The 18,003-nt window shown below is 64.8% G+C and carries 19 protein-coding genes and 1 tRNA gene; 17 read left to right on the top strand and 3 right to left on the bottom strand.

Annotated elements, in window-relative coordinates:
- Positions 1-2: 2 nt before the first annotated feature.
- The 11 genes from ccoN (at position 3) to WQQ_RS05260 (ending at position 8,185) form a co-directional block, all read left to right on the top strand.
- A complete protein-coding gene (ccoN, locus tag WQQ_RS05295) occupies positions 3-1,448 on the top strand; it encodes a cytochrome-c oxidase, cbb3-type subunit I (protein WP_007184051.1) in 1,446 nt (481 codons plus the stop codon).
- A complete protein-coding gene (ccoO, locus tag WQQ_RS05290; protein ID WP_007184050.1) occupies positions 1,445-2,119 on the top strand; it encodes a cytochrome-c oxidase, cbb3-type subunit II in 675 nt (224 codons plus the stop codon). Before ccoN ends, ccoO begins: the two co-directional genes overlap by 4 nt.
- Positions 2,116-2,280, top strand: coding sequence for a CcoQ/FixQ family Cbb3-type cytochrome c oxidase assembly chaperone (locus tag WQQ_RS23585; RefSeq protein WP_007184049.1), 165 nt, complete (start codon positions 2,116-2,118; stop codon positions 2,278-2,280). Before ccoO ends, WQQ_RS23585 begins: the two co-directional genes overlap by 4 nt.
- Positions 2,277-3,188 carry a cytochrome-c oxidase, cbb3-type subunit III gene (gene ccoP / locus WQQ_RS05285; protein WP_007184048.1) on the top strand — a complete coding sequence of 304 codons (912 nt, stop codon included), beginning with the start codon at positions 2,277-2,279 and terminating at the stop codon, positions 3,186-3,188. The genes WQQ_RS23585 and ccoP overlap by 4 nt, the downstream gene beginning before the upstream one ends.
- On the top strand, positions 3,185-3,427 hold the full coding sequence (locus tag WQQ_RS05280) for a hypothetical protein (protein WP_007184047.1): 243 nt from the start codon (positions 3,185-3,187) through the stop codon (positions 3,425-3,427). The genes ccoP and WQQ_RS05280 overlap by 4 nt, the downstream gene beginning before the upstream one ends.
- The gene (ccoG, locus tag WQQ_RS05275; RefSeq protein ID WP_007184046.1) at positions 3,424-4,812 is read left to right on the top strand and encodes a cytochrome c oxidase accessory protein CcoG; all 1,389 of its coding nucleotides are present in this window, start codon (positions 3,424-3,426) and stop codon (positions 4,810-4,812) included. The genes WQQ_RS05280 and ccoG overlap by 4 nt, the downstream gene beginning before the upstream one ends.
- Positions 4,809-4,973: a hypothetical protein gene (locus tag WQQ_RS24230; RefSeq protein WP_007184045.1), complete on the top strand. Its 165-nt coding sequence runs from the start codon at positions 4,809-4,811 to the stop codon at positions 4,971-4,973. The genes ccoG and WQQ_RS24230 overlap by 4 nt, the downstream gene beginning before the upstream one ends.
- A gap of 2 nt (positions 4,974-4,975) precedes the next feature.
- Positions 4,976-7,171, top strand: coding sequence for a heavy metal translocating P-type ATPase (locus tag WQQ_RS05270; RefSeq protein WP_007184044.1), 2,196 nt, complete (start codon positions 4,976-4,978; stop codon positions 7,169-7,171).
- On the top strand, positions 7,168-7,308 hold the full coding sequence (locus WQQ_RS23580; RefSeq protein WP_007184043.1) for a cbb3-type cytochrome oxidase assembly protein: 141 nt from the start codon (positions 7,168-7,170) through the stop codon (positions 7,306-7,308). The genes WQQ_RS05270 and WQQ_RS23580 overlap by 4 nt, the downstream gene beginning before the upstream one ends.
- 7 nt (positions 7,309-7,315) lie before the next feature.
- The gene (locus tag WQQ_RS05265) at positions 7,316-7,984 is read left to right on the top strand and encodes an urease accessory protein UreH domain-containing protein (protein WP_050997575.1); all 669 of its coding nucleotides are present in this window, start codon (positions 7,316-7,318) and stop codon (positions 7,982-7,984) included.
- Positions 7,985-8,108: 124 nt separating this feature from the next.
- Positions 8,109-8,185 (top strand) — tRNA-Arg (locus tag WQQ_RS05260).
- Positions 8,186-8,399: 214 nt separating this feature from the next.
- Here the strand turns inward: WQQ_RS05260 and WQQ_RS05255 are convergent.
- On the bottom strand, positions 8,400-9,932 hold the full coding sequence (locus tag WQQ_RS05255; protein WP_040453051.1) for an IS3 family transposase: 1,533 nt from the start codon (positions 9,930-9,932) through the stop codon (positions 8,400-8,402).
- 26 nt (positions 9,933-9,958) lie between these two features.
- Positions 9,959-10,603, bottom strand: coding sequence for a TetR/AcrR family transcriptional regulator (locus WQQ_RS05250; RefSeq protein WP_050997574.1), 645 nt, complete (start codon positions 10,601-10,603; stop codon positions 9,959-9,961).
- A 48-nt stretch (positions 10,604-10,651) separates the two neighbouring features.
- On the opposite strand from WQQ_RS05250, the gene WQQ_RS05245 reads away from it, so the two are divergent.
- Entirely contained in the window at positions 10,652-11,485 is an 834-nt protein-coding gene (locus WQQ_RS05245) for an oxidoreductase (RefSeq protein WP_007184039.1), read from the top strand.
- A 110-nt stretch (positions 11,486-11,595) separates the two neighbouring features.
- Here WQQ_RS05245 and WQQ_RS25395 read toward each other — a convergent pair whose 3' ends face one another.
- Complete coding sequence (locus WQQ_RS25395) at positions 11,596-11,949, bottom strand: hypothetical protein (protein ID WP_007184038.1); 354 nt, start codon at positions 11,947-11,949, stop codon at positions 11,596-11,598.
- A gap of 187 nt (positions 11,950-12,136) precedes the next feature.
- Between WQQ_RS25395 and WQQ_RS05235 the strand changes: the two genes are divergently transcribed.
- The 5 genes from WQQ_RS05235 (at position 12,137) to WQQ_RS05220 (ending at position 17,986) form a co-directional block, all read left to right on the top strand.
- Entirely contained in the window at positions 12,137-12,550 is a 414-nt protein-coding gene (locus tag WQQ_RS05235) for a DUF2946 family protein (RefSeq protein ID WP_341916806.1), read from the top strand.
- Positions 12,551-12,891: 341 nt separating this feature from the next.
- A complete protein-coding gene (locus WQQ_RS05230) occupies positions 12,892-15,126 on the top strand; it encodes a TonB-dependent receptor (RefSeq protein ID WP_007184037.1) in 2,235 nt (744 codons plus the stop codon).
- Positions 15,127-15,129: 3 nt separating this feature from the next.
- On the top strand, positions 15,130-16,542 hold the full coding sequence (locus WQQ_RS05225; RefSeq protein ID WP_007184036.1) for a PepSY-associated TM helix domain-containing protein: 1,413 nt from the start codon (positions 15,130-15,132) through the stop codon (positions 16,540-16,542).
- Positions 16,543-16,606: 64 nt separating this feature from the next.
- Positions 16,607-17,014, top strand: a complete 408-nt coding sequence (locus WQQ_RS24220; protein WP_157534511.1) for a DUF2946 family protein — start codon at positions 16,607-16,609, stop codon at positions 17,012-17,014.
- A gap of 66 nt (positions 17,015-17,080) precedes the next feature.
- Positions 17,081-17,986: a hypothetical protein gene (locus tag WQQ_RS05220; protein WP_157534510.1), complete on the top strand. Its 906-nt coding sequence runs from the start codon at positions 17,081-17,083 to the stop codon at positions 17,984-17,986.
- Positions 17,987-18,003: the final 17 nt, after the last annotated feature.

Below are 18,003 nucleotides of genomic sequence, written 5' to 3'. Positions count from 1 at the left end.
GCATGTCGTCTCCTTCAACAAGTACCGTCATCGACTATGACGACGAGGTGGTGCGGCGCTTCGCGCTCACCACCGTTCTGTGGGGCATCGTCGGCATGAGCGTGGGCGTGTTCATCGCCGCGCAATTGCTGTGGCCCGCGCTCAACTTCGATATCCCGTGGCTCACGTACTCGCGGCTGCGGCCCCTGCACACCAACGCGGTGATCTTCGCGTTCGGCGGCTCGGCGCTGTTCGCGACGAGCTACTACGTGGTGCAGCGCACCTGCCATGCGAAGCTGTTCCTGCCCAGGCTCGCGATGTTCACGTTCTGGGGCTGGCAGGCGGTCATCGTGGCGGCGGCGATCACCTTGCCGCTCGGTATCACGCAGTCCAAGGAATACGCCGAACTCGAATGGCCGATCGACCTGCTGATCGCCATCGTCTGGGTCAGTTACGCGATCGTGTTCTTCGGCACCATCGTCAAGCGCAAGGTGGACCACATCTACGTGGCGAACTGGTTCTTCGGCGCCTTCATCCTGACGGTGGCGGTGCTGCACATCGTCAACAACATCTCGATTCCGTTCTCGCCCACGCAGAGCTACTCGGTCTACGCCGGAACCGTCGATGCGATGGTGCAATGGTGGTACGGGCACAACGCGGTGGGCTTCTTCCTGACCGCGGGCTTCCTCGGCATGATGTACTACTTCATCCCGAAGCAGGTCGGTAAGCCGATCTACAGCTATCGCCTGTCGATCGTGCACTTCTGGGCGCTGATCTCCACCTACATGTGGGCCGGCCCGCATCACCTGCAGTACACCGCGCTGCCGGATTGGGTGCAGAGCCTCGGCATGGTGTTTTCGCTGATCCTGCTGGCGCCGAGCTGGGGCGGCATGATCAACGGCGTGATGACGCTGTCGGGCGCCTGGGACAAGCTGCGCACCGATCCGATCATCAAGTTCCTGATCGTCTCGCTGTCGTTCTACGGCATGAGCACCTTCGAAGGCCCGATGATGGCGATCAAGACCGTCAACGCGCTCTCGCACTACACCGACTGGACCATCGGCCACGTGCATTCCGGTGCGCTCGGCTGGGTCGGTCTGATCACCATGGGTTCGCTCTACGTGCTGATTCCGCGCCTCTACGGCAAGCGCGAGATGCATTCGATTCCGGCGATCAACCTGCACTTCTGGCTCGCCACGATCGGCATCGTGCTCTACATCGTCTCGATGTGGATCGCGGGTGTCATGCAAGGCCTGATGTGGCGCTCGGTCAACGCCGACGGAACGCTGACCTACAGCTTCGTCGAATCGCTGGTCGCCACCTATCCGTACTACGCGGGACGCCTGCTCGGCGGCCTGATCTACCTGAGCGGCATGCTGGTGATGGCCTGGAACGTCTACAAGACCGTGCAGCCCGAGCGAGTCACCGCCACGTCCTCCGACGCAGCACTGACGGGAGCCGCCTCATGAGCCAGGCACACGAAAAAGTCGAACGCAACATCGGTCTCATGGCGGTGCTGATCGCAGCGGTCATCAGCGTCGGCGGTTTCGTCGAGATCGTGCCGATGATGGTCAACGTGCAGATGGAAAAGCCGGCCGAGGGCGTCAAGCCGCTCACCGCGCTGCAGGCCGCGGGCCGCGAGGTCTACCTGCGCGAAGGTTGCTACGGCTGCCACTCGCAGCAGGTGCGCTCGCTGTATGAGGAGACGCTGCGCTACGGCCCGTATTCGACGGCCGGCGAATCGGTCTACGAGCATCCGTTCCAGTGGGGATCGAAGCGCACCGGGCCGGATCTGTCGCGCGTCGGCGGTCGCTACAGCGATCAATGGCATCGCCTGCATCTGCGCAATCCGCGCGACGTGGTGCCCGAGTCGAACATGCCCGGTTATCCGTGGCTCGCCGAGCAGTCGTTCACCGGCGAACAGGTGCAGGCCATGATGACGGCACTCAGGCGCGTCGGGGTTCCGTATCGGGAGCAGGACATCGCCGACGCACCCGCCGCGATCAAGGGCAAGACCAAGCTCGATGCGCTGATCGCCTACCTGCAAAGCCTCAAGGCTTCGCCGCGCGCAGCGCCGAGCGAAACTCCGGTTGCGGCGGCGCAATCCACTGAAACTCACACTGCGGAGGCCGCGCCATGACGCCGCTCCACGATGGCTTGCTGCAGGGCCTCATCACCGTGCTCGCGTTCACGAGTTTCGTGGGCATTTGCTACTACGCATACTCGCCCTGCAGGCGCAAGGCTTTCGAGGCGGCGGCCAACAGCCCGCTCGCCGACGAAGGCAAGGGAGAACCCTCATGAGCCAGACCTGGCATCTCATCGTCGTCGCGCTCGTGCTGTTCAACATCGCGGCCTGTATCGCACTGCTGATCTGGACTTCGAGGCGGCGTGCGGACGAGCCTGCGGAAGGCGCCGAAACCGGGCACGTATGGGACGGCGATCTGCGCGAGTACAACAATCCGCTGCCGCGCTGGTGGCTCAACCTGTTCGTGCTCAGCGTGATCTTCAGCATCGGCTATCTGGTGCTGTATCCGGGGCTCGGCAACCTGCCGGGCCGGCTCGGCTGGACCTCTTCTGCGCAGGCCGACAGTGCGCTCGCCGAAGTCGAAGCCAGGCGTGCGGCGATCTTCGCCACGTTCAAGGATCGCAGCGTGGAATCCCTGCAAGCCGACGCGGGCGCCGTGCAGCAAGGCGCCAAGCTGTTCGAGTCGAACTGCGCGGGTTGCCATGGGACCGACGCGCGCGGAGCCAAGGGCTTCCCGAACCTGCGCGATCGCGACTGGCTCTACGGCGGCTCGGCCGAGCAGGTGCTCGCCTCGATCACCAATGGACGCAACGGACAGATGCCCTCGTTCTATTCGAGCCTCGAGGAAGGCGAAGTGCGCTCGCTGGTCGCCTTCGTGCGCGGCTGGCATCGCGGTGGCATCGACTCGGTCGAGGAGGCGGCCGGACGTCGCAAGTTCGGCATCACCTGTGCGGCCTGCCACGGTGCCGACGGCAAGGGCAATACGATGCTTGGCGCGCCGAATCTGAGCGACAACACCTGGCTTCATGGTTCGAGCGAGGACGACGTCAAGCAGACCATTCTGTTCGGGCGCAACAGCCAGATGCCGGCTTTCGGCGGAACGCTCGACGAGACTCAGCGCCGCCTGCTCGCCGCTTATGTGCTGAGCCTGTCGCAATCGCGGCAGGAGTCGGACCCGCAATGAGTACCGCCGATCGGCGCAACGAGTGGACGCCGCGCCAGCGCTTCGTGGCGGCGGCCATCTGGATGGGGTTCCTGTCCGCTGTCCTGTCGACCCTGCTGCTGCTTTCGCAGGCGCCGAGCCTGCACGTCGACGGCCGACTGAGCCTCGATCTGCTCGGGCGCTGGTTCCTGCTGAGCTGGCTGCTCGCGCTGATTCCGATCGCGATGGCGATGAAGCTCGTCCACCGGAGTGCGTCATGAGTGGTCCACTGCCGAAGCTGACGCCCGAGCAGCCCCCGCGCTCGCTCTACGAATCGGCAGCCAAGCTCTATCCGCGCATGGCGCACGGCCGCTATGCGCGGCTTCGACTGCTCGCGATGTTCGCGTTGCTGGGCCTGTACTACCTGCTGCCCTGGCTGCAATGGAAGGGCCAGCCACTGGTGTTGCTCGATCTGCCGGCGCGTCGCTTCCATCTGTTCGGAACCACGCTGTTTCCGCAGGATCTTGTGCTGCTATCGGCGCTGCTCGCGGTCGCCGCGCTCACGCTGTTTCTGTTCACCACGCTCGCGGGCCGGGTCTGGTGCGGTTACGCCTGCCCGCAAACGGTGTGGACGCAGGCCTTCCTGTGGATCGAGCGCGCGATCGAGGGCGAGCGCCATCAGCGCCAGAAGCTCGATCGGGCGCCCTGGGGGGCACGCAAGATCGCGATCCGCGGCGCGCGTCACGCCGCCTGGATCGCCTTCGCCGCTTGGACCGGCCTGAGCTTCGTCGGCTACTTCGTGCCGATGCGTGAACTCGCGAGCGACGCGCTGCACTTCTCGCTAGGCGGCTGGCCTCTGTTCTGGACCTTGTTCTACGGCTTTACGACCTGGGGCAATGCGGGCTTCATGCGCGAGCAGGTCTGCAAGTACATGTGCCCTTATGCGCGCTTCCAATCCGCGATGTTCGATCGCGACACGCTGATCGTCGCCTACGACGAGCGCCGCGGCGAGCCGCGCAAGCTGATCGCGAAGTCCAGCGGCAAGCCCGCAGGCGATTGCATCGATTGCACGCTTTGCGTACAGGTGTGCCCGGTCGGCATCGATATCCGCAAGGGCCTGCAGTACGAATGCATCGCCTGCGCGGCTTGCGTCGATGCCTGCGACGAGGTCATGCACCGACAGCAGAAGCCGCTCGGGCTGATCCGCTACACGAGCGAGCGCCGCGATCAAGGCGGCCGATTCCGCCTGCTGCGTCCACGCTCGATCGCCTATGGCGCGGTCTGGCTCGCCTTGCTCGCGGGCTTCGCGACGCTGCTGCTGCTGCGCTCGCCGCTCGAACTCGACGTGCTGCGCGATCGTCGTCAGCTGTATCGCGAGCTTGACGACGGACGCATCGTCAATCTCTACACCATCAAGCTCACCAACAAGGATGCGAACGCGCACGAATTCGCCGTCGAGGCGGTGGCGGCCGACGGCACCCAGGTCGAGCTCAGTCCGCGCAGCATGCGCGTCGCGGCCACCGAGACCGGATCGGCGCTGGTGGCCGCGCTGCTGCCACACGACAAGGCGGGCGGCGTGCAGACCTTGCAGTTCACCGTGCGCGCCGTCGACGACGCGTCGCTGTCGCGCGAGCACGACGCGCGATTCATCGGAGCCACGCCATGAAGTCCCGCCGCCTTTCGCTGGAACTCGTGCTCGTCTGCCTGCTGCCGTCAGCCGCCGTGGTCGGCTGCGCGATCACGCTGTGGCTCGCGCTGCGCCTGCCGACGCACGAGGTCGCGGCGGTGGATCGCTTCGGCCATGCGGTGCTGCGGAGCGAGCGCTGAACATGAACGCGACGACGCTCGCGCTCGGCAGGGGCGAGCCGCTCGTGCAGCGCCCTGAGCGCGAGTTGCTGCTGCGGATCGAGGGCATGCACTGCGCCAGCTGCGTCCGCGCGATCGAGCAGGCGCTCGCGCCGCTCGTGCATTCGGTGCGTGTCGACCTGTCCGCCGGCGTCGCCGAAGTGAGTTGGGACGAGCGTCTCGCACAGGCCGGTGACCTGGTTGCCGCGATCGAGCGCGCGGGCTTCAAGGCCAGGCTCGCGATCGCGGCGAGCGATGAGGCGTCCGCCGCGGCCGATGCGCTTGCAGAAAGCCGCCGTGGCCTGCTGCGCCTCGGTGTCGCGGGCCTGCTCGGCATGCAGGTGATGATGCTGGCCGGCACGCGCTACTGGATCACCACGCCGATCGAGCCCGCGCTGTTGCTGCTCATGCGCTACGCCGAATGGGCGCTGACGACGCCGGTGCTGCTGTATTCGTGCATGCCGTTCTTTCGCGGCGCCTGGCTTGCGCTGCGCCAGCGCAGCCTGAGCATGGACTTGCCGGTGAGCCTCGCGTTGCTGCTGGCCTATGCGGCGAGCTGCGCGAACGTGTGGTTGCAGCGTGGCGATGTCTACTTCGATTCGGTGACGATGTTCGCGTTCCTGCTGCTGCTGGCGCGCTGGCTCGAAGGCCGCGGGCGCGCGATCGCGCAGCGGCGTCTGCGCGAACTGGTGGCGGTGCAGCCGAGCACGGCGATGCGCGAGGCGGCCGATGGCCGCTTCGAAATCGTTCAGGCCTCGGCGCTCATGGCAGGCGACAAGGTCCACGTCGCACCGGGCGAATCCGCCCCGGCCGATGGCCGTTTGCTCGATGCGAGCGCCGCGTTCGACGAATCGCTGCTGACCGGCGAAGCCTTGCCGATCGACAAGCGCTGCGGCGATACCCTGCACGCGGGTACGCCGAACTGCGGCCTGAGCCCCGCGCGCATGATCGTGGCCCGCACCGGCGAGCACACCACGCTGTCGGCGATTCAACGCCTGATGCTGCGCTCGCAGGCACAGAAGCCGAAGGTGCAGCAATGGGCCGATCGCATGGCCGGAGTCGTCGTCGCGCTGGTGCTGCTGTTCGCGGTTGCAGGAGCGCTCTGGTGGTTGCCGCGTGATGCGGCGACGGCATTCGACGTCGCGCTCGCGGTGCTCGTGGTCACCTGTCCCTGCGCGCTGTCGCTCGCAACGCCGGTTGCACTGGCGGCCGCGAGCTCGCGTCTGGCGGCGCAGGGCGTGCTCGTCGCCAATGCCGATGCGCTGCTGCGCCTGCCGCAGGTCGAGATGATCTGCTTCGACAAGACCGGCACGCTGACGACCGGGCTCATGCAGTGCGAGCGCATCGAGATCAGCGGGATCGATGCGGACGAAGCGCAGCGAGAGCGCCTGCTGCAAGTGGTCGCGGCACTCGAGCGCGGCGTGCGGCATCCGGTGGCGAGTGCGTTCGCGCAGATCGAAACCCGCCTGCATGCGGACAAGCTCGAAGTGCTGCCAGGCCGTGGCTTGCGCGGTGAGGTCGACGGCGTCGAATACGAGCTCGTCGCGCTGCCCGCCGAAGGCGATCTGACCTGGATCAGCCTGCGCGATGCCGAACGTGAGCGCGCCCGCTTCGCGCTTTCGCACCGCCTGCGGCCGGACGCGCATGGCGCGACTGCGGCCCTCATCGCGGCCGGGATGGAGCTCGAGATCCTGAGTGGTGATGCGCCCGGCGCGGTGCGCACGGTCGCCCGCGAACTCGGCATCGACCATCATCGGGCCGAGCAAACGCCTGCGAACAAGCTCGCGCGCATCCAGCAGCTGCAGGCGCAGGGCAGGGCGGTGTGCATGGTCGGTGACGGGCTCAACGATGCGCCCGTTCTCGCCGCGGCCGATGTTTCGGCATCGCTGGCCGGCGCTTCGACGCTCGCGCAGGCGCGTGCCGACCTGATCCTGACCAAGGGCGAACTGGCGGGCTTGCCACTGGCGCTCGAAGTGGGGCGCCGCACGCGTCGCATCGTCGCCGAGAACCTGGCCTGGGCGGTGGCCTACAACCTCGTCGCGATGCCGCTCGCGCTCGCCGGCGCGCTCACGCCCGGCATCGCAGCGGCCGGCATGGGCCTGAGTTCGCTGACCGTCACGCTCAATGCGCTGCGCCTGCTGCGCAGTCCATCCGCCATCGATTCGAGGAGTTCGCGATGAGCTCGCTGTTCGTGCTGATTCCGCTTGGCGTGGTGTTCGTGGCGATCGCCGCGGGCTTTTTCATCGTGAGCGTTCGCGGCGGGCAGTTCGAGCGCCTGGACGAGCTGGAGCATCGCCTGCCCGACGATTTCGTCTGAGCTTGAAATGACGACGATGCCCTGGCTAGCGAGTGGTCTGGCGCTGACGGTGCCGTCGGTGTTCATGCTCGGGCTCGCGAGCAGCCCGCATTGCGCGCTCATGTGCGGCCCGTGGCTGCTGCTCGGCATGCCGAGCCTGCGTTCGCAGCTGATGCTGCAACTCGGTCGCCTGAGCGCTTACGCGCTGCTCGGCCTGCTCGCGGGAGGCGGTGCGGCGCTGTTGCTGCGCCGATTCGGAGACCCGCAGCTGGCCATGGCGCTGCGCCTGCTGGCCGCTCTGTTGCTGCTCGCGATGGCGATCTACAGCTGGCGGCAGATGCGGCGGCCGGCCTGCTGCCGTGGCGGGCTGCATGCGCGCCTGCAGAACACGCCGGACTGGGCGCGCGGACTGCTCATGGGACTGATGCCCTGTGCCCTGCTCTATGGCGTCATCGGCCTCGCCGCGCTGACGGCGAGCCCGTGGTCGGCCGCGGCCCTGCTGCTCGCGTTCGGCCTCGGCAGTTCGCCGCTGCTGCTGCTGGCGGGCGGGCTGCTGGGCCGCGCCCGGCTCGGTTCGACACGGCTGCGCTTGCCACAAACCCGCACCTGGCCGCTCGCGCTGAGCGCGCTGTGGTTCGCCTCATCCGTCCTGATGGCGGCCCCGACCCTGGCCTGGCTCTGCCGGCCTGGCCATTAGGCAGGTCATCAGCTGCCAAAACCCGGTAAGATGTGACCTTCGCGCCTGTAGCTCAGCTGGATAGAGTACTGCCCTCCGAAGGCACGAGTCATCCGGCGCCAAAAGCCGGTAAGATGCGGTCATTGCGCCTGTAGCTCAGCTGGATAGAGTACTGCCCTCCGAAGGCAGTGGTCGGACGTTCGAATCGTCTCAGGCGCACCAAAATCAATGACTTAGCTTTCAGGTGCCCCGCCCTTGAGCGGGGCATTTTGTTTTTGGCGTGTGTTCGGCGTCATTGCGATTGACTGCATCCTTGTTTCGGGCATAAAACTGCATTTGGGCATTAATGCCCAAGTTGTGCCCACTTTGTGCCCATCGAATGTTGGCGCTCACCGAAAACTGACCATCTGGGGATGCGGATAAAAACTTGGACTGGTTAAGAAACGATTCCAGGGCTCTTGCGATATTCGATGGGGCTGAGATTGCCCAGTGAGACTTTGATTCGTCTTTCGTTGTACCAGCGGATGTACCCATCCAGAGCGTGGATGAATTGCTCAATAGTTGTCGACTGCCAGCTACGCGAATAAAACAGTTCCGTCTTCAGCCTGCCGAAGAAGCCTTCGCACGCGGCGTTATCCGGCGAATACCCTTTACGCGACATTGAGCGGACCAGGTTGGCGCCGGAGATTCGAGTGAGCCAGCCGGGCCAGCGATAGTGGGCTCCGCGGTCGGAGTGTACGACAGGTCGTTCGCTACTTGAGGCGACGGTGTCGATGGCGGCATCCAGCATGGAGTTGACCAGATCGGCATCCGGGCGAGTGCCGATCGACCAGCTGACGACCATGCCATCGAAGCAGTCGATCATCGGTGATAGATACACCTTGCCAGCGGGGATCTGGAATTCCGTGATGTCGGTGAGCCACTTTGCATTAGGCGCCACAGCGTGGAAATCGCGATTGATGAGATTGTCCGGTGCGGGGCCGATCTCGCCGAGGTAAGAGCCGTAGCGTCGACGTTTCGGTGCCGTGGCGATCAGGCTCTCCTGCTTCATCAAACGCTGTACGACTTTCTCCGAAATGCTCACGCGCTGCCGGTTCAGCGATGCCTGCATGCGGCGATAGCCATAGCAGCGGTGGTTGTTCTCAAAAATCTCGGTGATCGTGCGGCGGAGATCGACGTAACGATCCGAGACATCGAGCCGAGCGCGATGATAGAAATAGGAGCTGCGAGGTAGGCCGACTTCCTTGAGGAGTTCAGGCAACGTGTAGGTTTGTCTCAGGGCATCAACCAGCTGCGTCTTCTCCCGGTTGCTCAGCTGCTGCCGGTCGGTGCCCATGTCTTTTTTTAGGATTTCATTCGCCTTCTTCAGCAAGTCCTGTTCGAGCTGCAGGCGTCGGATGTCGCGCTTTAGCGTTTCAATCTGACGCTCCAACGCCTTTCGATCAGAATCTTCCGGTGAGTCATTTAAGCGCTTCATCGATGCTGGAACCTCGCAGCCAAGCAGCTGGTTCTTCCAGTTGTACAGGGTCGGCCTGGATATGCCGAATTCCTGCGCCAAAGCATCTGCACTGCCTTGGCGAGTGCACAGTGCGATGACCGCTTCCTGTTTAGCTTCGGGTGGCCGGCGCGTCCGATCGGCGCGGCTAACGACGCGTACTCCAGGATGCAGTTCGACGATCCAAGCACGAAGATACGTCCGTCCTGGATATCCCAGCGCTCTGATCGTCGCAGAAAGGCAGCGCCCATGATCGATGTAGTGCTGTACAGCCGCCATCTTCTGCGCCTGCGAATACTTGGGCTGCCGCTTGGGGTAACTGCGAGCCAAATCGAGCTGACGCTCGTACTCTCGATGCCAGCCCCGCAACGAATTCCTGTTTGGATATCCCAACCGGTGAATAGTCGCAGCCACACGTTTGCCGAGCCGAATGTATAGCTCGACCGCTCGAATCCTGTCTTCGTACGAATACATGAACTACCTCCCGGTAGTCCAAGTTTTTATCCGCCCCCCCCAACACAGTCGAGCAGCGCTTTGCGAACCTCCACGCCGCAGAAGCCGAGCAACACCGCGGTCGCAGCGGAACGCGCTTGGTGGCCTAGCGCATCGTCGCGGATTTCTCCCGCCGTCCAGAACGACAGGGCGCCGCGAAAGGCGATGGCCAGCAAAGACGGCAGCGCCGCGCAGGCTTGCGTCCTGGTCGCCTTGGCAAGGCCTTCGCCTGGGCCGAGCGCTTCAGTCCAGAGTGCAGCGGATCGGCGCGCGACGATGCCGGGTTCGCCGGTCTGCGAGCCCAGCACGGCCATCACGGAACGGTTGACGACAGGCTCCCGAAGCATCACGTCGACTGCGATGTCGACCGTCGCCAGAACGCGCGTGACTGCGTTGTCCGGAAGATTGGCGGCAGTGAGTCGATCGTGCATTTCGTCGATGCGACGGGCGGAAAGCGCTTGCATGATCGCCGCCTTGCTGCCGAATTGGTTGAACGGCGTAGCGAAGCTGACGCCGGCCTCCGCCGCAAGATCCCGCATCGAAAATTCGGGCTTGCCCGTGCGGAGCAGGCGCTCGGCTGCCTCCAGCACGCGGTCCTGGGTCGTGGCTGCCGGTGCTGTCGGCGCGGAGGGTTGGAACTTGCGTGTACTCATGTGAAATTATATCTTGATATAAATACTATCGATCAAGGAAGGCCTGTCGTGCCACAGCCCAAAACTATTCTGATCACCGGCGTGAGCTCCGGCCTCGGCCGTGCGTTCGCATCCGAAGCGCTCGCGGCGGGGCACCGGGTCGTCGGTACCGTCCGACGCCCCGAGGACGCTACAGGGTTCGGTGACTCGGAGCATGCTTTCCCGCTCGTACTCGACGTCACGGACTATGGCGCGATCCCTGCCGCGGTCGAGCGAGCCGAGCGCGATTTCGGCGCGATCGATGTGCTCGTCAACAACGCCGGCTACGGGCACGAAGGCGCCGTGGAAGAATCCTCCCTGGATGATCTGCAGCGCCAATTCGCAGCCAATGTCTTTGGACCGGTCGCTTTGATCAAAGCGGTTCTGCCAGGCATGCGCGCCCGTCGTCGCGGACACATCGTCAACGTGACGTCGATGGGGGGATTCATCACCATGCCCGGCATTGCGTACTACTGCGGCAGCAAATTTGCCCTCGAAGGAATCTCGGAGTCCTTGGGCAAGGAAGTCGCGTCTTTCGGAATCCGGGTAACCGCGCTGGCACCCGGACAGTTCCGCACGAATTGGGCAGGACGATCGATGGACCGGACCCCTCGCAGCATTCCCGATTATGACGAGGTCATGGAGCCGATCCGTGCCGCACGTCTGGCCAAGAGCGGAAAACAGCCGGGCGATCCTTCCAAGGCCGCACAGGCGCTGCTGACGCTCATCGAGTCGCCGAGCCCGCCGACGCGGCTGTTCCTTGGCGAGGACGCACTCGGTCTGGTGGTCCAGAAGCTGGAGAGCATGAGAAGCGAGATCTCAGCTTGGGAAGGGGTTACGCGCTCTACGAGTTTCGCCCACTAGCGCCTGGCTGCCGGGACGCTCTGGAAGTTGATCCCCTGCGGCCATGGTTGAAGGTTGGACCGGTTACGGTTTGAACCGCCCCGGAAATCTCGGAGGCTCGCTGGTGTGCGTCACGCCGCGATGGGCAGCTCCGGGATTTGCGAAGAGCAGTGTGCCTCTGCCTCGGCGGGTGTGGTGTGCCGAGCGGTCCCATCAGCCACCGGTTGCTGTGCCAGTCGATCACTGCAGCGTTGTCCATTCGCCCTCTTCGCCGCTGCGCCAGGATGGGCGCGGTGAGTCACTGCGGCCTCGTAGAGCCCGTCGGCGGTTTCGGCCAGCGCCTTGTCGTAACTGTCACCGACGCTGCCGACGGAAGGTTCCAGTCCTACATCGGCCAGGCGCTCGGTGTCGCGGATCGACCCGTATTGTCCGGAGTCAAGGAGTCGTCGCAACGCAGTTTCGTTGAGCCGTAGGTAGCAATTCATTGGATGCTTCGGCTGGCGGCTTCCATTCGAGTGTTTCCGAGGTCTGCGTTCAGCGTTGCAGCGGCCAGCGCTGATCGCGTTCACCGTCGCAGCCGGCACCGCCGACCTTGCATGCCGGTCTTCGAGCATTAACTTTCGCTGGCCCTTTCCCCCCGATAGTCGATGCTGGCAGACTATCGCCGTGAAAATGGGCTCCCGTCTGCGTGCTTTCGCCACTCTGATCAGCATCTTTGCGCTGATCGGGCAGATGTTGTTGCCCGTCGCGCACGCCGCCTCGATGGCGCGACAAAGTGGCGATCCGCTCGCTTTCGCGTTCTGCGGGGCTGTTTCGGAACGCAGCCTGCAACAGTTCCGGGCCTCCGCTCCGGCGGAGTTGCTGGCCTGGGTGAAGAAGTCGGATCGCGATGCAAAGGCCTCTCCCGGTTCGGGCTGCGATCTGTGCGCGTCCTTGCACGCCAACCCTCCGGCAGGCAGACCCGCCGTTTCGCTTTCGTTGCTCCACTTGGTGGAGTCGCCGGAGCCCTTGGCGCCGGCACTCGGTAGCGAGCCGGTAGACCTCGTCGTTCTTCCCCCGCTGCGGGCCCCTCCCTCGCGGGCCTAGCGCCGTCTCGCTCGCGACGGCCGTGCGCCGATCGTGAGTCCAGATCCCCTTCAAGAAGCCAGCTGCGGCAGCGCCGATGCGCGGGCCTGTCTGTCTGTCTGTATGTCTGCCTTTTCCGTCGAGGCAGCGGCCGATGATCGGGGAGACGGCGGGGCGGGCGGCGCTAAGTCGCCTTCGGCGATCAAAGCCCTTGCCGACAAAGCCCGCAACTGCGGACCTCGCGCTCGAGTCCTCGGGCAACGCGTGCCGATATCGCCGATCCAAGAAGCCCCGCCGTGGTGATGCCGAGTCAACGCTTCGTATACGTGACGCTGGAAAGTCAGCCTCCAAAAGAACAAACCATGATCCCTCTCAACTGCCGCAACAGCGTTCTGTTCGCCTTGCTGGCTCCGCTTTCCATCGCCTCGGCGCAGAGCGGCACCGACGCCGGCTCCGTGGTCGACATCGAAGTGGCCGCCACGAACTCCGAAAAGCAAGCGGAGTCGAAGGAAAGACCATCGGAGCCCACGCTCGACACCGTCATCGTCAGCGGCCGTCGCGTCGAAGCCGAACCGATCACCGAAGTCACCGGCCGACTGGGCCTCAGTGATCGCGAAACGCCGGCCCTCGTCGAGGTGGTGACGCAGGAGGATTTCCAGGTTCAAGGCTTGCGCACCGCGATCGAAGCGCTCAACGCGGCGCCGGGCGTGGCGTCCGGAAATCTGCCGGGCTCGGTCGGCTCGGTGTCGATGCGGGGTTTTCATCGTGCGGTGAACTATCTCTACGACGGCGTGCGGATCAGCAATTCCGACGCGGGCATGCGTAATTGGGATGCCTGGACCTTCGAGCGCATCGAAGTGATCAAGGGGCCGGCGTCGGTGACCTCCGGCGAAGGTGCGCTGGCGGGTGCCATCAACTTCGTGCCTCGGCGCCCGACGCTGGGCCAGTCCTTCGGCGAAGCGGCCGTGAGCTACGGAAGTCAGGACACGATGCGGCTGGCGGGCGATCTCAATCGCGCTTTCGGCGATACCGCGGCCGTGCGGGGCGACATCGCCTATTCCAAGTCCGCCGGCTGGATCGACGACACCGATTCACGCACTTTCGCGGCTACGCTGTCGACCCTGATCAAGCCCAGCGATCGCTTCGCGGTCACGCTCTCGGCGGACTACTTCGAAGACCGATTCTCCTCGGCTTACTACGGCACGCCGCTGGTCGCGGCCGGTCATGCGCGCAAGCCCTCCAGCCTGGTGTCCGGTTCCGCGGGCCTGGTGCTCGACGAGGCGATCCGCGACAGCAACTACGACGTCGAGGACGGCCTGATGGATTCGGATTCGCTCTGGCTGCGCGCACGCGCGGAGTATCGGCTGACCGATGCCTGGCGCATCGTCAGCGATTCGAGCTGGTACGACGCGCAACGGTCGTATCGCGATTCGGACGACTACAGTTTCAACGCGGACAGCGGGCAATTCGATCGACTGACCAGCCTGATCACGCACGATCATCAGGTCTGGAACCAGCGGCTGCATACGGCCTTCGACGGCCAACTGGGCGGACACAGAAACCGCTTCACCGTCGGCGTAGAGTTCAGCGGAACCGATTTCTTCACCCGGCGTCGCTTCGGCCAGACGACATCCGTCGATCCCTACGACCCCGATCGCGGCTACTTCCCCGCCGACACCGCCGAGAACTTCGGTACGCGCCAGAACGTCAATGCCGATGTCAGCTCGCGCTCGGTCTTCGTCGAAGATGCCTTCAACCTGACCGACAAGCTGCTGCTGGTAGCGGGGGCTCGCTTCGACGACATCTCGCTGGATCGCAAGGTCTTGAACGTAACCGCCGGCACGATCACGACTTACGGCCAGGATTACGACCCGCTGTCCTGGCGCGTCGGCGCCGTCTACGACCTGCTGCCGAGAACGCAGCTGTTCACGCAGTACACGCGTGCCGCGACTCCTGTCAGCGGCCTGCTGTTCCTGAGCGCGGCGAATGCCCGGTTCGACATCAGCATGGGCGACTCTTACGAAGCGGGCGTCAAGACCTCCGCGTTCGATGAGCGCGTCCAGATCACGGCATCGGTTTTCCACATCAGGCAGGACGACATTCTGACGCGCGATCCGGACGATCCGACCGTCACGGTGCAGGGCGGGAGCCAAAGTTCGAAGGGCGCCGAGCTGTCGCTCGAATGGGCGCTCACCAACGAAGTGAGTGCGACTCTGGGCGCGACGGTGCTCAAGGCCGAGTTCGATACGCTGATCGAATCCGGAGGCGCCGATCGCTCGGGCAATCGTCCGCCCAATGTTCCGGAGCAATTGGTCGATCTCGTCATGACGTACTCGCCGGAGTCGCTGCCGCTGAGCTTTACCGGCATCGTGCGGCACAACGGCAATTTCTATACGTCCAACGCCAATACGGTGAAAGTCGATGGCTACACCGTGCTCGATGCGGCGGTGGCCTGGAAGGCGCCGTTCGGCACCGTCACGCTGCGCGGACGCAATCTCACCGACGAACTCTATGCGGACTGGTCGGGCTACTCCTCGTACCTGATCTTCCTGGGCGCGCCGCGCAGCGCCGAGCTGTCGCTGACGGTGCCGTTCTAAGCCATGGACGCCGCCGACACCGCCCCTGCCAGGCGCCTCTACGCCACCATCTGGCGATGGCATTTCTATGCCGGGCTGTTCGCCGCGCCTTTCCTGCTGATCCTGTCGATCACGGGCGCGATCTACCTGTTCAACGATGAGTTGAACGATCTGATCTATCCCGAGCTTCGGTTCGCTTCATCGGCAGCCCCATCGCAGCCCTTGAGCCGCCTGATCGGCAGTGCGCAGGCGCGCTATCCGGGCAGTGTGATCACGCGTATCGACTTGCCTACGGAGCCGGGGCGCAGTGCGCAGCTGTTCGTGAACCCGCCCGACGGCGAGCCCTTGCGCGTCTTCGTCGACCCTGCGAACGCCACCGTGCTGGGTTCCTTCGTCTATCCGAAGACGCTGGTCGGGTTCGCCGACATCGCCCATGGGTCGCTGTTTCTGGGCGACGTCGGCGATGCGATCGTGGAGGTGGCTTCGTGCTGGGCCGTGGTGCTGGTCGTGACGGGGCTGTATCTCTGGTGGCCACGTGGACGGGAGCGCATCGGCGGCGTGCTGGTGCCGCGCCTGGGCGCCAAGGGCCGCAAGTTCTGGCGCGATCTGCACAAGGTCACCGGGCTCTACGCCGCCGCGTTGATCCTGCTGTTGCTGCTGACCGGATTGCCCTGGGCCACGGTCTGGGGCGACCAGTTCTTCCGACCCATCGTCAATAGTCTCGGCTGGGCCTACGCGCCGGGTGATCGCCACAACGGCGGCAGCGTCAGCCGCTTGCCGGCGACGCCGATCAGCGAGGCCGAAGGCGCGCCGTGGACCGTGCAGCAGGCGCCGCATCCGCAGTCCCGTGTGCCGGCCGTGGCCGCGGGGCATGAAGAACATGCGGGACATCTGCACATGCAACCGCAGGCCGCGCTCGCGCCGGGCATCGACGTCGACACCGCCGCTCGCGTGCTGGCCGAGAACGGCTTCGACGGGGCTTATCGACTGTCGCTGCCGCAAGGACCGCTCGGTACCTATTCCGCATACACCTACCCGGCGCAGCCGCAGGGGCAACGCAACATCCATATCGATCGCTACAGCGGCGCGGTCATCCATCAGGCCGGATTCGGCGACTACGGACCGGCTGCCAAGCTCATCGAGTTGGGCACGGCGATTCACCTCGGCAACTACTTCGGCCTGCTCAACCAGATCGTGATGCTGCTGACCTGCATCGCGATCACTCTGCTCGTGGTGACCGGACTGGTGATGTGGTGGCGGCGAAGACCGGCGGGCGGCCTGGGCGCCCCGCGCACGCTGGCTCCGCTGACGCTGCGTGCGGTGGCGCTCATTACGATCACCATGGCGATGCTGTTTCCGCTGGCGGGCGCGAGCCTCGTCGTCGTTCTCGTGCTGGACAGGCTGTTCAAGCCAGGCGCCAGCCGGCAGGCGGCCTGATCGGCATGGCACGACGTGCTTCGGCCCGCTGCAACGACTGCTCCGAGATCTTCGGAGCATGCGGATGAGTCGGTTGCGCGGGCTGCTGCTGCCGAGGCTGCTGGGCGTCTTCGCGCTCATCTGTCAGCTTTTACTGCCTCAGGCGCATGCCGCAGCGTGGGCACAGCGCCATCGCGATCCGCTGCTCTATGCGTTTTGCGGCAGCTCGCCGGAAACCATCGCACGCTTGCGTGCCAGCGCCGCTGATCTTCCCTGGGTACAGCCGCAGAACTCCAAGCCAGACGCCAAGCTCGACTGCAAGTTCTGCAGTGGTTTGGGTGGCCCCCATCTGGCGGGGGCAACGTCTCAGGCGCTTCATTCATGGATCGTTGAACGCAGCGTAAACCGCACTTATCCAATCGCGGCTCCGAGCGCGCGGAATACGGGCGTCATCGCCGAACCTCGCGGGCCACCAGGCTCCCAGCCTCAATAGAAAAGCAGCGGCCTTCCCAGGCCTGGATTTTCAATGGGCCACGATATCGGTGGCTGGGAGTTTCACGTGAATACTTTCAATCGGACCTTCGGTGGTCCGGCGCTTGCGGCCGCGTTGCTGTCGGCCGCATCTCAACCCGCAATGGCCTGTTCCACCTGCAAATGCGGCGACTACACCATCACGCTCATGGGAACCGAGAAACCCTACGGCGGGCGACTGCGCTTCGCATTGGATTACCTGCATCGATCCGAATCCCAGGGCTCGGGAGTCAACCGGCAGGAGACCGACGAACAGCGCGCCTTGTTCGGCGTTTCGTACAGCGTCAGTGAAGACCTCGCGCTGGCGATTCAGGTGCCCTGGGTGCGCAAGGAGATCGAGCTCGGAAACCTTGCGCGACAGGAAGCCAGGGGTCTCGGCGACATCGACCTGAGCGCTCGCTGGGTTCTGTATCGCAGCGACGAAGGCGTCAGCGGGCGCCATCTGGCGGGCCTGCGCGGCGGCGTTCGTCTGCCGACGGCCGAGCAGATCAAGGACAGCGCAGGACAGCGTCTCGACATCGACGCCCAGCCGGATGCCGGCGCGACGGTTCCAAGCCTGGGCGCCTGGTACGGCTACTACCGCTTCCCGTGGTTCGCCACCGTTTCGGCGACCTACTTCAAGTACGGCGAGGGCCACCAGAACTTCCACGGCGGCGACGTCGGCCTGGTATCCGCGCTCGCGCAGTACGGGCTGACCACTTCGTTCGCGCTGCAGCTTGGAGTCGACGCCCGGCACACCGCGAAGAACGAGTTCTCCGGCGCTGCGGACCCGAACTCCGGCGGCACGCTGGCGATGGCATTCGTCGGTGTCGCCAACCGGTTCGGCGAAGACTTTCTGCTCAGCGCGGGCGTGCAACTGCCCGTCATCAAAGACCTCAATGGCGCACAGACGGAAGACGCCAACTTTCGCATCGGCATCGCGTACGACTTCTGACGCCTGAAAAACAATCA

The sequence above is a fragment of the Hydrocarboniphaga effusa AP103 genome (assembly GCF_000271305.1).
GTDB classification, from domain to species: Bacteria; Pseudomonadota; Gammaproteobacteria; order Nevskiales; family Nevskiaceae; genus Hydrocarboniphaga; species Hydrocarboniphaga effusa.
The sequence above is the reverse complement of the archived record's forward strand: the minus strand, read 5'-3'. Positions and strand labels throughout refer to the sequence as shown.

Excerpts from the sequence above, each read along its gene's own strand:
- WQQ_RS05250 (WP_050997574.1), bottom strand. The coding sequence starts at position 10,603 with ATGAGTACACGCAAGTTCCAACCCTCCGCGCCGACAGCACCGGCAGCC.
- WQQ_RS05255 (WP_040453051.1), bottom strand. The coding sequence starts at position 9,932 with ATGTATTCGTACGAAGACAGGATTCGAGCGGTCGAGCTATACATTCGG.
- WQQ_RS24220 (WP_157534511.1), top strand. The coding sequence starts at position 16,607 with ATGAGTCGGTTGCGCGGGCTGCTGCTGCCGAGGCTGCTGGGCGTCTTC.
- WQQ_RS05225 (WP_007184036.1), top strand. The coding sequence starts at position 15,130 with ATGGACGCCGCCGACACCGCCCCTGCCAGGCGCCTCTACGCCACCATC.
- ccoN (WP_007184051.1), top strand. The coding sequence starts at position 3 with ATGTCGTCTCCTTCAACAAGTACCGTCATCGACTATGACGACGAGGTG.
- WQQ_RS05265 (WP_050997575.1), top strand. The coding sequence starts at position 7,316 with ATGACGACGATGCCCTGGCTAGCGAGTGGTCTGGCGCTGACGGTGCCG.
- WQQ_RS24230 (WP_007184045.1), top strand. The coding sequence starts at position 4,809 with ATGAAGTCCCGCCGCCTTTCGCTGGAACTCGTGCTCGTCTGCCTGCTG.
- WQQ_RS25395 (WP_007184038.1), bottom strand. The coding sequence starts at position 11,949 with ATGAATTGCTACCTACGGCTCAACGAAACTGCGTTGCGACGACTCCTT.
- WQQ_RS05270 (WP_007184044.1), top strand. The coding sequence starts at position 4,976 with ATGAACGCGACGACGCTCGCGCTCGGCAGGGGCGAGCCGCTCGTGCAG.
- WQQ_RS05280 (WP_007184047.1), top strand. The coding sequence starts at position 3,185 with ATGAGTACCGCCGATCGGCGCAACGAGTGGACGCCGCGCCAGCGCTTC.
- WQQ_RS23580 (WP_007184043.1), top strand. The coding sequence starts at position 7,168 with ATGAGCTCGCTGTTCGTGCTGATTCCGCTTGGCGTGGTGTTCGTGGCG.
- ccoO (WP_007184050.1), top strand. The coding sequence starts at position 1,445 with ATGAGCCAGGCACACGAAAAAGTCGAACGCAACATCGGTCTCATGGCG.
- ccoP (WP_007184048.1), top strand. The coding sequence starts at position 2,277 with ATGAGCCAGACCTGGCATCTCATCGTCGTCGCGCTCGTGCTGTTCAAC.
- WQQ_RS05230 (WP_007184037.1), top strand. The coding sequence starts at position 12,892 with ATGATCCCTCTCAACTGCCGCAACAGCGTTCTGTTCGCCTTGCTGGCT.
- ccoG (WP_007184046.1), top strand. The coding sequence starts at position 3,424 with ATGAGTGGTCCACTGCCGAAGCTGACGCCCGAGCAGCCCCCGCGCTCG.
- WQQ_RS05235 (WP_341916806.1), top strand. The coding sequence starts at position 12,137 with ATGGGCTCCCGTCTGCGTGCTTTCGCCACTCTGATCAGCATCTTTGCG.
- WQQ_RS23585 (WP_007184049.1), top strand. The coding sequence starts at position 2,116 with ATGACGCCGCTCCACGATGGCTTGCTGCAGGGCCTCATCACCGTGCTC.